At 61.0% G+C, this 15,392-nt stretch carries 8 protein-coding genes; 3 read left to right on the top strand and 5 right to left on the bottom strand.

Annotated elements, in window-relative coordinates:
* The first annotated feature begins 47 nt into the window (after positions 1 to 47).
* From JQ631_RS13530 to JQ631_RS13540, 3 genes are all read left to right on the top strand, one after another.
* On the top strand, positions 48 to 329 hold the full coding sequence (locus JQ631_RS13530) for a hypothetical protein (RefSeq protein ID WP_212326830.1): 282 nt from the start codon (positions 48 to 50) through the stop codon (positions 327 to 329).
* Between the two features lie 387 nt (positions 330 to 716).
* On the top strand, positions 717 to 1,805 hold the full coding sequence (locus JQ631_RS13535) for an AAA family ATPase (protein WP_212326832.1): 1,089 nt from the start codon (positions 717 to 719) through the stop codon (positions 1,803 to 1,805).
* Positions 1,806 to 1,906: 101 nt separating this feature from the next.
* Complete coding sequence (locus tag JQ631_RS13540) at positions 1,907 to 2,230, top strand: hypothetical protein (RefSeq protein ID WP_212326834.1); 324 nt, start codon at positions 1,907 to 1,909, stop codon at positions 2,228 to 2,230.
* Positions 2,231 to 3,349: 1,119 nt separating this feature from the next.
* Here JQ631_RS13540 and JQ631_RS13545 read toward each other — a convergent pair.
* Genes JQ631_RS13545 through JQ631_RS13565 form a run of 5 tightly spaced genes read right to left on the bottom strand, consistent with a single transcriptional unit; the run spans position 3,350 to position 15,217 of the window.
* Complete coding sequence (locus JQ631_RS13545) at positions 3,350 to 6,676, bottom strand: Swt1 family HEPN domain-containing protein (protein WP_212326836.1); 3,327 nt, start codon at positions 6,674 to 6,676, stop codon at positions 3,350 to 3,352.
* Positions 6,677 to 6,679: 3 nt separating this feature from the next.
* A complete protein-coding gene (locus JQ631_RS13550; protein ID WP_212326838.1) occupies positions 6,680 to 9,616 on the bottom strand; it encodes a DUF1156 domain-containing protein in 2,937 nt (978 codons plus the stop codon).
* Positions 9,613 to 10,230, bottom strand: coding sequence for a retron system putative HNH endonuclease (locus JQ631_RS13555; RefSeq protein WP_212326839.1), 618 nt, complete (start codon positions 10,228 to 10,230; stop codon positions 9,613 to 9,615). The genes JQ631_RS13550 and JQ631_RS13555 overlap by 4 nt, the downstream gene beginning before the upstream one ends.
* Positions 10,227 to 11,633 carry an AAA family ATPase gene (locus JQ631_RS13560; protein WP_212326840.1) on the bottom strand — a complete coding sequence of 469 codons (1,407 nt, stop codon included), beginning with the start codon at positions 11,631 to 11,633 and terminating at the stop codon, positions 10,227 to 10,229. The genes JQ631_RS13555 and JQ631_RS13560 overlap by 4 nt, the downstream gene beginning before the upstream one ends.
* Positions 11,630 to 15,217: a DUF8742 domain-containing protein gene (locus tag JQ631_RS13565; protein ID WP_212326841.1), complete on the bottom strand. Its 3,588-nt coding sequence runs from the start codon at positions 15,215 to 15,217 to the stop codon at positions 11,630 to 11,632. The genes JQ631_RS13560 and JQ631_RS13565 overlap by 4 nt, the downstream gene beginning before the upstream one ends.
* Positions 15,218 to 15,392 lie beyond the last annotated feature (175 nt).

Genomic DNA, 15,392 nt, shown 5'->3' on the forward strand with positions numbered 1-15,392 from the left:
AGCGGTCGGGCCGACACCAATCGGACACGGGCCTGTGAGGTTTCAAAATGAACAAATCCGCCATTCAATCCTGCGACCTCGCTCAAGAGGATTACGACCATCCTCTGCGAGTAACTGATCCGAAAATCCGCATCCTGCTTCAGTTTGCGGGGCTACGCTACATGATCACGCAGGGGCACTGGGTGATCAGTGAGGCCACCAGATTGGGGCTCGCTCTGAAAGAAGGTCGCATGACGTCCGCGGAGGTGGACGCAGAATTGGACGAGATGGGCGCACTTGATCTGGTTTACCCGGATCTCATGGCTGCCGCGATGAGACGGGGGTCGTGATGTCGAGCTCATTCTCCAATAGGGAGCTGGATGAACAAGCCCTTGCGAGCGGCCGCGTGGCCAGATGGTTACGCGATCAGAGTCCGTGCCAACATGGTTACGCGGTGTCCGATCGCGACCGCGTAAACACGACCAAGCTCGAGCAAGAGCCTTCGAATTGGGCGCCACTTCACCGCAAAGCGGCTCCCATCCTCACCCAAGCGGCTCTCGCCCTGTTCAGTAAGCAAGCTTGTCGTCTAGGCGCGAATGTGAGGCTCCGGCTCATTACCCATCGTGAAGCCGTCGAGATGCTGGAGGTCAAGGCAACCTACAAACAGCTCGTTCGAGCTCGCACGCTCGAGCTAGTCCAGCAAATGATGGCGGATGGCTTGAACCCAGGGAGGCCGGATGAACACCGTTGATGTTGATGGTCTCGACAATACCGCGCTAGATCGGATTGTGCTGCGCCAAGACCAGCAGCAGGAACGGAGCCGGGCTGGATTTCGCCACGAACTGATGTCGGAGTTCGGCCTCCACGCGTTGCGGAAAAACTGGATTTTGAAAGGGATCATCGCGAAGGGGGAGACGACCGCTTGGGTCGGCAAGCCCGGGTCGCTGAAATCGGCCCTCATGGCGGACCTCTGCCTTGCGGTGGCCGGCGGGAAGGATTGGCGCGGCAATCGCAGCAAGGCGGCCTGTGGCGTTGTCTACTTCGCGCTCGAGCGGGTGGATCTCGTCCGGCGCAGGCTTCGGGCCGGCTGGCCCCCAACCGAGAGCGATCCGCCGGTGGCCGTCGTGCCTGAAACCATGAACCTCATGGATGTCCGTACGGTCGGCAAGGTGATCGCCATCATCAAGGACGTCAACGAACGTATCCAGCCGTACCAGGTGGGCCTGATCGTGATCGACACCTTCGCCAAGGCCATCGCAGCCGGTGGTGGCGACGAAAACTCCGCCAAGGATCAGGGCGTCTGCTTTGCCAACCTTGCACGCATCAAGAATGCCACGGGGGTCCATGTCGCGATTGTGGGTCACACCGGCAAGGACGAAGCGCGGGGCATGCGCGGCTCCAATGCTAGCTATGGTGACGTGGACGTCATGGTGGAAATATCGGGCGAGCAGGTGAAGACCGCGACCGTAACCAAAGCTAACGATCGGCCCGAGGGCCCTCTGCTCTCCTTCCGGTCGGAAACCATCGAGCTCGGCGTTGATGAAGATGGCGACCCTGTGACGGTTAACATCGTGAGCCAGAAAACCGTCGAAATCGGGTCTGGCGGTTCAGATTCGGTTCGGCTGACGCCCAATCAGCAGACCTTCTACCGCATCCTGTACGACGCCAGCGATCGAGGCCTGACCCTTGAGGAATGGAATGAGCAGGCGCGACAGGCCGGATTAGGCGAACGGCGCAGGGCCGATTTGCTGGACCTGCGGAAGGCATTGCGCGATAAGCAGCTCGTCCGAGAAAGCGGCGGCCGGTGGCGCGTGGACCATACCTGACGCAGCGGCACGGAACGTTACGTTCGGTTCGTTTTCTCCATAGGGCCGTATCCGAACGTAACGTGTCATTGTTCGCGGCTATTCGCGACAGGGGTCTGGTGATGACCAACAAAGCACGGCGTGGCCGACCGACCAATTACAGCCCGGAAATCGGGAACGTCGTGTATCGCTTGATGTCTCAGGGCCTCTCCCTCACCGCCGCGGCCGGCGCAATGGATATCGCCCGCGCAACCGTTCACAACTGGATGAAGCGATACCCGGAATTTTTGGACTCTGTAGAGAGAGGCCAGGCCGCCCGCGTCTATAAGCTCGAAACCGATATGCTCAGCGCAAATGAAGCCCATATCATCCATGCGCGCCGTTTTGCCCTGATAAACGCTGCGCCCGCGGAATGGCGTCGGAATGGGTCGGGGAGCGCAGGGTGACCGTCGCGCCTCACAACCGCGGTCGTATGGCGGCAGCGTAACCAGCCTGCACGGCCATGTTTGCGCTGTGTCCTACAGATCGAGGAGCACGGAGTGGCGTTCTCACCCAATAGTCTCTTCAAAGGATCGCTGGCGACGCGGCAAAGCCTTGATCACCTCGTTGCAGCGAAATATCGTGCTTACACGCCCTTGGCCGGGTAGTTCCGCTCCGTAAGGACGGATGGCGCGGGAATTGGCCCCGGTAAGCATTAACACCCGGTCAGGGGCGTCTCTCGCGGACGACGCGTGGAGCTTTCACTGTTCTTGAGGGCCCAAAGCCTCGCTCGGCATGGCAGCTTTGCCGCTTGAGCCCGGTTCGCACTCCAGCAGACGCTCGGACGAGATGGTCCTATTTGTACCTCATTCAAACAGTGGTTACGCGTAACCAGACGATAAGCCTCGGCCGCGTCAAGCAAGAGCATTGTGAATGAAACTTCCGAACCCCTGCCCTTTTGAAAGGACCTCACCAAAACAAGGCTTTGGGATCGAACCACATCGCTTCGACTGTTGCCGGGTGCAATCGGACTTTCTCAGGGACGAACCGCCGATATGTCGGTTTCGAGAGACGAACTCCGAGGCTTATCGATTCCTCTGGACGAGTAGCTTCAATGGAGCTGCGTTTGTTCATATCGAGCGGCGAGGCGGCTTGGTTGAACTACGTTCCCGTGTTCTGGGCCGCTCACGCTTGTACCGTGAGGAGCCTGTTGTCTCAGGAACGCTGTCGCCAGACGGCTGGGAGAAGCTGCAGAGCGCTCTGACGATCTCGGGCTTTTGGGCACTTGATCCCACTGACGAGAGAATCGGACTTGACGGTACGCAATGGTTGATCGAAGGCCGGCGTGGCGACACGTACCATAGGGTGGACCATTGGTCTCCACGCGGAGCCGTTTATGACCTTGGTCGCTTAATCTTCGCTTTAGCCGAGCCGACGCTCGCGGGCATTAAATTGTACTGATTACAGCTCGCATTGGGCCCTGAACAAAATGGGCCAGCGGGTGGCTAGACAAACGGGTAACTGATGTCTCCCGTTGACACTCTTGGCTAGGCGCTGCTGCAGTAGGCTATTCTCGGTCCCTTGGGCTACTCCGTTTCGAAACCCTGATTATCGAATTTCAGGGTACGACTGTTCTCGATGACAGTGCGCACAAGCTGATCCGAGGCTCCGTTGGGGAGCTTGGCCTCGATCTCGATGGTTACAGTGACATCCGCCCCCATCTGTCCGGCGAGATGAGCGATCACCTCGTCAGCGATGCGGCTAGCATCACGCCCAACGCGAGTCGAATCCAACCGCACCGATCCATGAAAACGCCGAAGCTGCGGAGCGGCTGCCGGCGTAGGAATTGTTCCGCCCGGACCGGGACGAGGATCCGCTCCTCCACCGCTCGGGCCGGGAGTGGGACCCGGACCAGCCGGTGACGGCGTCTCAGCGTCCAATTGCTTGCTGGCTACGTCAGGCTTGATGAGGAAACCCGGACTGTCGGCCGAGATGTTGAGGCCGCGGCCACCGTTCAATCCGCGATAGCGAGACGCCGCCTCATCGTAGCTCTCTGCATAGCCGAACGTATCAGCACGCCAAGTCAGCAGCGCCAGCCCGTCCCGGATGGCCTGCACCAGAACCTCAGGACCAGCAAGACGAGGCAGATAGAGGTAGCGCGCGAAATCATCGATGAGCTGTTTCACAGCGACATGGTCGCCGCGCCACAACGGAACGTCATCGAGATGCTTGCGTAGAATTGTCGAGCCGAGGCTTGCGATCAGCAGCTCATCGCTGCGCAGCTTCTTGCTCGCCCTGACCGCTAATGCATCGCTGCCGGTGAGCCGGGAAGCCTGCCAAACGACCGACGCCTGCGGCGTCAATTGCTCTGGGACAAGGATCCATTGATAGGTTTCAGGCAGACGCGCCGTCACCGCGCCGTCGGCGGCCTGCTTCTGGGTTTCGGCCTGTCTTCTTTGGTGCTCATCGAGGTTTAGCTCTTTCACCTCGTCAACGATCGAAGACCAAGCCAGATACCTGCGCAGGGCCTCGTCGAGATCCTGTAGCCGCACTTTATCGGCGGCAAGAAAGACCAGCGTGTTCTGATAAAGCCGCGGCGCGTTGCCTCGCGACTCGATAATCGCCTTCGCCGCGATCTCGGCAGCATTGCCGCTCTCCTTGGTGTAGCCGTGTTCGGCCGGCAGAACCACAAGGCGCGCATCGTAATCGTCGGGCACGTCCGCGCCAGACCGGGGCATTGGATGGATGCGAGAGAAATCGCCGGTGCGCTTGAGGTCAGTGCGTAGCCGCGCCTCTATCTCCTCGGCGACCTTATCCGGGTCGCGCTTGAGCTGCTCGGCGCGGTCCTCCGCAAGCTTCGTCACTGTCGGCTGGGTGGCGTACCAAGCGCGCGGTCCATCCTGATAGAGATAGGTGGCGGTCGAAGCGAGCCGGCGCAGCGCATCGCCGAAAACAGCGGGGGTCTCGCCCGGCATTACGCAGCCGAGCTTGACGCGCCGATCCTCGAGCGCACGATGAGCGGCCGCTGTTGTCGGAGCCGAACCCAGATAGATCGTGCGCGCCACGCGCCGCGTCGCCGACAGCTTGCCGAGGTTAGGCACTTCGCCATCGATCCGCAGCGGGAGCGAATTGGGGCCGTCGACATCCTTTTCGATGATCGGCACCCAGTTGTCCGAGAGGTAGCGCGTCAGCTCAAACTGCACGCGGGGATCGTCGATCGGGATCGTCGACGGGAGGATAAGCGGGCTACGGTCGCCCTTCTCCCATAGGCTATGGATCACCGCTGCCATCAAGCGCAGCACGCCGCGCGTGCGCTGGAATTTCACAAGCGTCGACCAGTCAGTGTAAAGCCGGTCGAAAATCTCCGGGTGGATTGGATAAGCGGCCTGGATGCGCCGTTCGTAGTCGCCGGCCCGGCACTCCGGCGGGAACTCCGCCGCTTGCGCTTGATAGAGATCGGCGAAGGCCCTGGCAGTCAGATCGCGCTGCTTGAACATATCGCCCGCGATCGGCTCGAAGAGCCGACGCCGCACAATCTCAAAGCCTTCTTCCGCAGTCGCGGGCCGCCACGATGACTCGACACGTCCGACGACGTTGCGCAGGCGGTCGAGCGCCTCGCGGCCGCGAATGCCGCCGACCTCCACGTCGTCGGCTTGCGTGTTTGGCGAGCCAGCCGTGTCGGATGCCGGCAGAGAGACGACCAACAAGCAGTTCCTGGCGAGCTTTGCCGATTCGGTTAACGCCTGCGCAAAGGTGAACTGCGTCTCGAAACCGCCAGCCGGAAGATCGCTTTGGTCATGGAGCTGGCGCGCGTAGGCCACCCATTCGTCCACCAGCACGAGGCACGGCCCGTATTCAACGAACAGCTCCCGCAGCACGTCACCAGGGCTGGTCGCCTTCTCATCGTCCTTCGCGATGCGTGCAAAAGCTTTGGCGCCGCCGAGCTGATAGGCCAGCTCGCCCCATAGTGTCCGCACCACCGTGCCATCCGGCTTGGTGACGGGGTTGCCGGGCGAGATCTTGTTGCCAACAAGCACGACGCGCCGGGCCTTGGCAAGCGATTGCACACCCGCCTCGGCGAGCACCGCGTCGATCCCGGCAAGTTCACCAGGCGCCGCACCACTGAAGAGATGGTAGAGCGCCAGCATTGAGTGGGTTTTGCCGCCGCCGAAATTGGTCTGGAGCTGCACAACCGGATCGCCGCCCTCGCCGGACAGGCGCTGCACGCCGCCGACCAGAAGCTGTTTCAGACTCTCCGTCAGGAAGGTGCGGCGGAAGAACTCAGCCGGCTTGCGATATTCGTCACTCCCTTCGCCGAGATGCACCTGCCATAGGTCAGCAGCGAACTCAGCCTGCTGATAGCGGCCGCTGGCGACGTCGGCATGGGGCGTCACGACGTCTCGCCAGGGCTTCAGGTTGCCTGCCGCCGCGGGTTCAATCAGCGAGCCACCGGCCTTACGCTTTTCGCCACGCACCTGCTCGTCGAAGATGAGCCGGCGCAGCTCCATCTTCATCTTCCCGACCTCGTCGGCTTGGGGCGCTGAGACCGCCGCGAGCAATCGTCCCATTGAATCGAGCGCCCGGTCCGCATCGTCACTGGAGAACGGATTCTGGTGCGCCCATTTGTTGCGGACATTCCGCAACTCGCTCACCAAGCTGCGCTCGGCGAAACCCAGCGTGCGCTTGAATACGTCATTCCAGGTTTCCCACATCAACTTCAGCAGGCCAGCGACATCCCACTGCGGGATGGGCTTGTTGCCCAGCATCGGGTCTTCCGCGAAGCGCCGCACCGCATCCATCCGCACGGTTCCCGTCTTCACGGCGGATTGCACCTCACGCTCCACGAACGGGGCGAGGCCCGCTCGAAGGAGGTCCATCGCTTTGCCGACACGCTCCTGATTGGTCATGGCCATGGATCAGCGCTCCCCCACCTTGAAAAGGTCTGGTTCCACTGCCGGCGACTTGGTCCCCTCTTGAGCCAGGCGGACGATCTCGGGCCAGCTCTGAACCAAGCCGTTGTAGCTGAGCGCCTCAGTAGCGCGCTTCTTGCGCTCGCAGATCGTATAGAGCCGGTAGGCAAGCTCCCGCGCTGTCTCTGCGCGGGCGCCAAGCTTAGCGACCAACTCGGCTGCTGCCCTCTCGCCGCCACTACCAAGTACACGGATGAGATGATGCACCAGTTCCCAGGAGGTCAGGCGCGGGTCGGTCGCCGGATCCCAGTTGGCGGGCAATTCGTCCGGCCTCAGCAGCCGTACCTTGCCGCGCCGTGAGTCGAGGATGCCCGACGTGGCGAGACCGCCGACGGACGTGTTCTTTGCCTTGCTGAGCGTCTCGGCGACCCCGTATTCACCGTCGTTGAAGCCGACCTGCTCAAACCAGGCCAGCGCCCAACGGCTGTCGGCGTCGAAGTCCCCTTCCTGGTCGGCCAAGACCTCATCAAGCGTCTCGTTGACCAACGCGAGCGCCTCACGCACGGAAACAGATCTGCCTTCAGCGTCGAGCACTTTGGTATAGCGGGTATAGACAGCCATGCCGGGTCCGATTGCCGCCTGAGCGAGGTCAACGGGTGCGATGTTGCCCGCTTGGAGATGGCGCAGCGCCGCAGGCAACTCCGCTTTTAGGGCCGCAACGAACTCCCGGCGCGTGGCGGATGGTGCAGCGGCATCCCGTGGACGGCAGACAAGAACGATGCTCGAGGCCAACGCATTCGTCCCTGAACCAATCATGCGGCTGCTCAGCTCTGTGCGTATTGGCCAAGTGCCACTGATGCCAAACCCCGCTCGGATTACAGCGTCCAGGAAGGTCTCCCAGCCCGTGCTCGCCGTGCCCTCGGCGCTCTCGGTCTCCGATTGCTTGAAGGCATAGTAGATGGTGACGGGAAAGGCTGGATGAGCCTGTTCCGCGAGACGGTGCATCGCCTCGGTCATGCCGTCGAGGAAGAAGCTCTCTGCCTTTTCCTTTCCGCCATGCCGATACGGCGTGGCGACCAACTCCTCGGCCTTTGGCACCGCGAGCGTTGCGAAGAGATCGGGGAAAATTGGGCGTAACGATTGCCGGAGCCAAACGTAAAAGAAGTCCGATAGATCGGCGTACCCAATATTGTCATAGTAAGGCGGGTCACTGGAAACGACAGCATCCTTCGAGAATTCCTGGGATTGCGCGTCAGCTTGCTGAGCTTGCCCCTTACGTTGACTTGGCAATAAATACATCAGCGGTACACTAAGCGTCTTCAAAACAGTCTCGAGTCCACCGACAGACTCGCTGAAGAAGTTCACTTCTGCATAGTCCCACGTCATAGGCAGCGCGTGACGTCCAAAGGTAACCCGAACTGTCGCGACACGGGCTGATCGGCCTGACGCCGTGCGGTTTGAAGCAGGACCCGCATCCCACGTGCAAAGCGTCGATCCTTTGTCCGCCAACTTACTGACCAGGAAACCTAAATAGACGGCGACTGCATCGCCATAGGCGGCAGCTCCACTCCCCCCATCGCGCAGAGCCTTATTGTCATCGGATAAGCCGGCGGAGAGTGCGTCACGACGAACTTCGTCGCGTGCCTCAGCGACAAGCTGGGAGAAAGTTGCCAGGGCTACTAGCTGGCGATCGGTAAAAAGATCGCCGTAGGTGGTAAGGCCGTAGAGAGGTGGCGAGAACCAACGAGGGTTCTTGGGCATCGGAACATCGGGTTTCCAATCTGGTTTTGCCGTCAAAGCCACCACCTCGTGCTCTGGCGTTGGCCCCAAATAAACCCTTCCGCGCTCGCCCTCAGCAACTATAGCCATAAGCCGCGCGCCCATTCGACCGGCGTTCGCTTCACTATAGATGTAGTCAGGCGCAATCGGCGACCCCGACATCACGCAGCGAAAATTCGCTCCGCGCGAAAGCTTCGTCCCACTTTTTGCCGCTTCTGCATCTTTCAGTTTACCAACCTTCACGGTGAACCGATAGGAGCTACCTTCAATCACCGGCTCGACATAGGCTTCTTTGCCGGCCATCGGCGACAGAATGAAACTTGAAACGAGCGGCACCTCTACGTTCGAGAAGGCCGGGTTCGGGCTCTTCACCGTCCGCGCCCAGAGCCACGCCACGACGGTGAGTTTCTGGCCTACATACGACTTCAGATCTGGCCGCTCGATCGCCATTGCGGCGGTGATCTCGACCTTCGGATAGAGACTACCAATGCGCTTTTCGGCTTCGTTGCGTATCCACTGGCCGTAGTAGCGCACGTCTTCAGCGAGCCCGTGAGCGCCGGTCGCATTCCATCGACCGCCCCGCCCCAATTCCGCTCTTGCCACCGGGTTTACGGGCGACATCCCGGCGAATTTCGGCGGGATCTCGATCATGGCCTTGTTGATCAACACCGCCACCGGATTTAGATCGCTGGCGTAAGACTCCAGCCCCAGCCGTTGCGCCTCCAACGGCAAAGCGCCACCGCCGGCGAAAGGATCGTGAAAGGCGGGGAGCTTATGCCGGTCGAACAATTCGTGGGCACGCGGATCGTGGGCGTTGTCGGCGCAGGCGCGCCGCCAGCTCTGCCAGATTTCGTCCCGCGCCTTCTGAAGAATCGCGTCGTTGGTGGTGCTCTCCCACCTCACAAGTTCCTTGATGATTTCGAAGAGCCGATCACGCTCCTTCTCCTGCGCCTTCTCGGTCGGGAACAGGTCAGGAAAAGAGGAAGGATCGTCCACCATCTGCGCGAAGATCACGGCGCGCGCCGCCGCGAGCGGCCGTCTGGCCCACCACAGATGCAGCGTACTCGGATGCCCGTGCCGTATAGACTTCTCACGAGCCGAGGCAGCGTTGATCGCATCCAGCGGCAACGCGACTTCGATAAGCTTTCGTCTGGTACGCGTCATGGTTCGAGTATCTGCTTGGAAAGAGAGTAGAATTGCTTCAGCCGGTCATTCGCATCTGCCTGCAGATATTCTTGCCGGAGCCAATCGACCAAATCCTGATCCGGTTGATCGCCCAGAGTATCAATCAAATTCCGCGCGTGCGCGCGTCTACGGTCAGTAAGGCGGGAGCAGTCCAAGCCTAAATAGGCGATCAGGTAAGAGGCTTTGCTTGGATCTTTGTCCGTAGATTGAACGCTTCCATCCAGGAGATAATCGAACAACTCCGCGGTTTCAGGGTCGTGTGGTGGTAGAAAGCGCGTCGCATCCCAGGAACGACCCGACTTATTGTCCTTGTAATGGCCGCAGTGCTCGGTGTGCCCCCCGTTGCAGGAGATCGCGAGATTCGAATAGTCGTACGTCCGAGCCTGATTGCGACTGCGCGGTTCCATATGTTCGACATGCCCGTCGCCATCTTCGACCTCCGATTCGCAGTAGCAACAGAGACCTTTCTGCTCCTGCCGCAGGTTTTGGCGCAAATCGCCATGACACTGGGTCCGCATGAACGTGTACCAGTCTTGGCCATGAGGCTGGCCGGCAAGGCAAGCTGGCTCGGCAGAACGGATGATCGTCTTCATTTTTTTCCCAGCGCCTCAATCTGCCGAACTCGCAGGTCGGCGCGACGTAGATCAGGATCGCTCTTCCCGAGCGCATCTTCCAATTCCGCTCGCAAGGCGCGAGCCTCGTCGCCGTCTTGCTTGCGCTCTTCGACTAAACGCAGATAGCGCTGCAATTTCTGGGTAGTATCGACACTCGGTGGCCGCGCGTGGGTTCCGAACACTTCAGCGAGAACCCTCGAGTTTTCGGCGCCGTATGTGCCGACATCGTCCGGCAGGCTTTCGAACTCGTGCTCCGAGGTGAGGAGGTGAATATGTTCTCGGCGCACCGTCGTCAGCACAGCGGGACTGTGCGTGGTGATGATGAGCTGCGTGTTGGGAAAGGCGGACCTGAGGCTGGGAATAACGGTCTGCTGCCATCGGGGATGCAAGTGCAATTCGATCTCGTCGATGAGGAGAATACCGGGCGCCTCAAGCGGGTTGGGCCAAGTCGGATTAGCTTGCACGAGCCGGCGCGCAAAATCGAGGAATAATGCCAGAAGATTGCGATAGCCATCGCTGAGCTGGCCCAGCTCCATGGCTTGATGCTCGCCATCCTGCGACCCGAGATCTACCATCAAGCGCGGCGGGTTGCCGTCGAAATAGACGCGCTCCACGCCGGCGATCGACTTCTTCAACACCTCTCGGACAGCGTGGAGATCAGGAAGTTCGGCTGCCTTCGCGGCTTTATTGCTTGCGCGCGCTCGCAGCTCCTCATTTTCACGCAGATAGAGCCACTGACACATCGAGGCGAAACTCTCGCCCGCATCCATCGCGTTGACATACGCCTCGACTCTTCCTTGCGCACCTTTGAAAATTCCGCTGAGTTCCGGCATTCCGTTGATGCGACGGCGCGCGCGGTAATATGCAACTGCAGGAAGAGGGATGAGCGCTTGCGGACCGCTCGTATTTATTTCCTGCCACACGGCGCGGAAATATCTGGCCAACTGAGACAGCTGCTCCGAAGTGCTGGATGCATAGCTGAAACTATTTGGTGGAGTGAAAACGATGTGTTGAGACCATTCCAACATCGGTGCGGAATCGTCTGGGATGAGTGTTCGCGCCGCAAACTCGCCGACGGCATAGAAGTCCGTCGCTTGTGCGCGAACTTGCACAAAGGGCTTCCTGCCAACAGATGGATCCGCAGCATTCCGGTCGATATAAATGTCGGTCGGCTTGAGGGTAGCATTTTGCTGCGTCCGCTGGCGTTGACCGCCGGCGCCGTTCGCCGCAACGATCTCATAGAGAGCGATAGCGATCGCGTCGAGGACGCTGCTCTTGCCGGCCCCATTCGCTCCCACGATGATATTGACGTCCGGTTGCAGAGCAATCGGCAGCGACTCAAAGCAACGGAAGTGCGTGATTTCGACCCGTGAAAGTTTCATCGAGGCATCTCCGCACGCCTTAGCAATTCTGAGAATTCATAGTTGACGCTCGTCACTCCGAAATCCGGCTCTTGGCCAAACGGTCTCCGCAAATAGTGGACCTCGTGCGCCCCGTCTGCGCCGAACGCAACCATAGCCAGGATGAAATCGTCAGGTTTGTTGAGCGAATAAAGGATCTCGTTCTTCGTCACGGTAACGGTGTCCGCTCCCATGACGCGACCCTTCACCTCGATGAAGCGCAGGCGGCCCGTGCCGGGGATGGCGCTCTCGATGTCGTAGCCGAGCTTCTCGAACTCCCGATCAGTCGGGACGAAGCCGAGACCGCGCTCGATCTCCATCACGATCTCCCGGGCCCGCGCGGCCACAGCTTGGGTATCAACCACGACATGGACCGACATCTGCGGTTGCCCGCCCATCGCACAGATCAACCCGATAGGCGCCACCAGCAGGCCGCCGAGCACCACTGGCGGCAGCGGCGCCAACTGGCGCTCGCGTTTGATCTCTTCCGTGCGCTTTTGCAGGCGAGCCTGTAGCTCGTCCGCCCGCTTTCGCGCCTCACCCGAATTCAGCCGCGCATTGGCCTTGCCGGAGCGTTCCTGTTCCTTGAGCTGCTCGGCCCGGAAGTCCCAGTAGTTGATCTCTTTGGTCAAGCGGTCCTTGACTGCCGCCTCGGTCTTGTCGAGCAGCGCGAGTTTGCGGTCGCGGACCTCGGCCAAGTGCTCCGGCACCACTTGGGCAATGGCGTGCGCCTGTGCCTTGCTTTCGAGGTCGCGTCCAATCCATGAGGCCTCGGCGCGCGCGAGGATCACCTCTGCCGTCGGCTCGCCCTCGGCGAGCGGGCGATAGTCGAGATAGGGCGCATAGTTGAGATGCCGCGCTGTGCCCTTGGAGTCGATCTCCACGAACAGCAATCGCTTGGAGACGACGCGGCGTTCGCCGGACTTGGTGAGGCTCGCGTCCTGGATCGCGTGTTCGAGGAAAAACAGCACGCGCGGGCTTGTGTCTTGATCGCGCTCGTCAACGAGCACCGCGCCCCGCCGCAACAGGTCGCGGTAGCGTTCCAGGCTCATGTCGATGACGGCATTCAACAGCGGATGGCCCGGACAGACGAACGCCGCCAGAGGCTGTCCCTGCGGCGCCACCAGCGCCTTCTCAAAGGCGATGCGCTCATAGCGCGGCATCACCGGTTCACCGAAGCCGATCAAGCGATCGCGATTGCGCACCGGTGCCGGGACATGGGTGATCTCGTAGCGTCGGGGCTCACGCTGCCGAACGGCGCCACCCAGACGCTTGAAGGCTTCGAGGAAGAAGGACTCGACGTAGTGCGGCTGGAGCCGGCGCGCCTCGGCCCGCTCCATTTCCTCACGAATATGGTAGACGCGCGAGGCGTCCATGGAATCGTGTGCCAGCGCGCGGTCTTCGAGCAACTCCCGCAAGGAGTTCTTGTCGAAAGCGTTCTCGACCACCTTCGTCAGCCGCGCCCGGACCTCTGGCTGATCGCCGTAGCGGATCGCGTCTATCAGCAGTTCGCGGAGCGAGCGGCCTTCGAACTGCACTTTGCCGAGCACGTCGAAGACCTGGCCGCCGAGCGCGCTGCGCGCCTGCGCCAGCTTGTCCAACAGTTTGTGATAGACATCGCCCTCGCGGGTCTCTTCCGCCACCAGATTCCAGAGATGGCAGACCTCGGTCTGGCCGATACGATGAATGCGCCCAAAGCGCTGCTCCAACCGGTTCGGATTCCAGGGCAGATCGTAGTTCACCATCAGATGGGCGCGCTGAAGATTGATGCCTTCGCCAGCAGCGTCGGTCGCCAGCAGCACCTGGACTTCGGGATCGTGCCGAAAGGCTTCCTGCGCATTCATGCGCTCCTCTCGGCCCATGCCGCCGTGGATGGCGACGACCGCCTGAGCTCGTCCGAGCAGTGTCCCGATCCTTGATTGCAGGTAGTTCAGCGTGTCGCGATGCTCGGTGAAGATGACCAGCTTCTGATGCGGCGAGGGCGTCGGCTTCGGCGGCTCTGGCACACCCGCGTCGTAGGAACCGGCTTCTTCTGCGAGGTGGTTGCTGATCGAAGCAGGGGTGAAGATTTCGCCGAGCAGGGTCGCCAGCTCGCGCCACTTCTTGTCTTCGCCGCTCCGCCGGATCGACAGCGCGAGCGCTTCGAGGCGCTTCAGCGTCTCTATCTCGATGCGCAGCTCCTCTATCGAGCGCGCCGCCGTGGCCTGGTCGACAACCTGCTCCTCGGTCTCTTCCAGTTCGGCGTCGGGCGCGTCGTCTAGATCCTCCACCTCTTCGCGATCGAGCAAAGGCGTCCGGGTGTCGAACACGCCGCCGATCTGGCCACCGCGGTGCAGAACCTCCAGCTCCCGCAGCCGGCTTTCGAGCCGTTCTCGCCTGCGCCGCAGCGACTGATAGATCGCCTCCGGGGACGAGGCGAGACGGCGCTGAAGGATGGTCAGCGCGAAGCCGACCGTTCCTGCGCGCTTGTCGTTCTCCAGCGCCTCGGCGCGATTGAACTCTTCGCGCACGTAGTCGGTAACGGCCTTATAAAGCGCAGCCTCGGCGTCCGAGAGCCTATAGGGTACGGTGTAGGCGACGCGCTCGGGGAAGAGCGGCGTCGCGTCGAATTTCAGCAGATTCTCCTTCACCATGCGCCGCATCAGGTCTGAGACGTCGGCTACATGCACCCCGTCGCGGAACTTGCCCTCGAAGCGGTCGCCGTCGAGGAGCGCCATGAAGAGCTGGAAGTCCTCCTCCTTGCCGTTGTGCGGCGTCGCCGTCATCAGCAGGAAGTGGCGCGTGAGCTGCGAGAGGAGCTGCCCCAGCCGATAGCGCTTGGTGTACTTGACCTCGCCGCCGAAGAAGGTCGCCGAGAGCTTGTGCGCCTCATCGACCACGACGAGGTCCCAGCGACAATCGGGTGCCTGCAGCTTGAGCTGGACGTCCTCGTTACGGGCGAGCTTGTCGAGCCGCGCAATAGCAAGGTTGGTCTCAAGGAACCAGTTACCCGTGCGCGCCGCCTCCAGCTTGTCGTTGGTCAGGATATCGAACGGCAAGTTGAAGCGGCGATAAAGCTCGTCCTGCCACTGCTCAGCCAGACTCCCCGGGCAGACGACGAGACAACGTTGCAAGTCGCCACGGGCGATCAGCTCCTTGATGAGTAGCCCGGCCATGATCGTCTTGCCGGCGCCCGGATCGTCAGCAAGCAGGAATCGCAAGGGCTGACGAGGCAACATACTCTCGTAGACCGCCGTGATCTGGTGGGGCAGTGGCTCGACCACCGAGGTGTGAACCGCCAGCACCGGGTCGAACAGATGAGCGAGGTGGATGCGCTGAGCCTCGGACACCAGCCGGAACAGCGCTCCGTCCCCGTCGAAGCTCCAGGGCCGCCCTTCCTCGACAATTTCAAGATCGCTTTCGCGGTCCCGGTAGAGCAACTCGTTGCCGACCTTGCCCTCCGCGTCCTTGTAGGTTAGCTCGATCGCGTCCGATCCGAACCACTGGACGTTCACCACCGTCACTATACCGTTGGGTAAAACACCGCGGATCGACGCGCCGGGTTTAAGGTCTTCGAGGAGGCTCATTCAGCGCTCCTCCGTTCGGTCAAACGCGGTCGCTTGCCCCACCTGCATTAGCGCTCTCACAGAATCAAACCTGTTTCCTTCCGACATACAGCCTGACGTTCTTTGTCGCCATTGTCGTCGCAAATTCCACTCTTCGAAGTTCGGCTATGGTCTATAGGCAAAGCTATTGCGCGAC

This window comes from Bradyrhizobium manausense (genome assembly GCF_018131105.1).
GTDB classification, from domain to species: domain Bacteria; phylum Pseudomonadota; class Alphaproteobacteria; order Rhizobiales; family Xanthobacteraceae; genus Bradyrhizobium; species Bradyrhizobium manausense_B.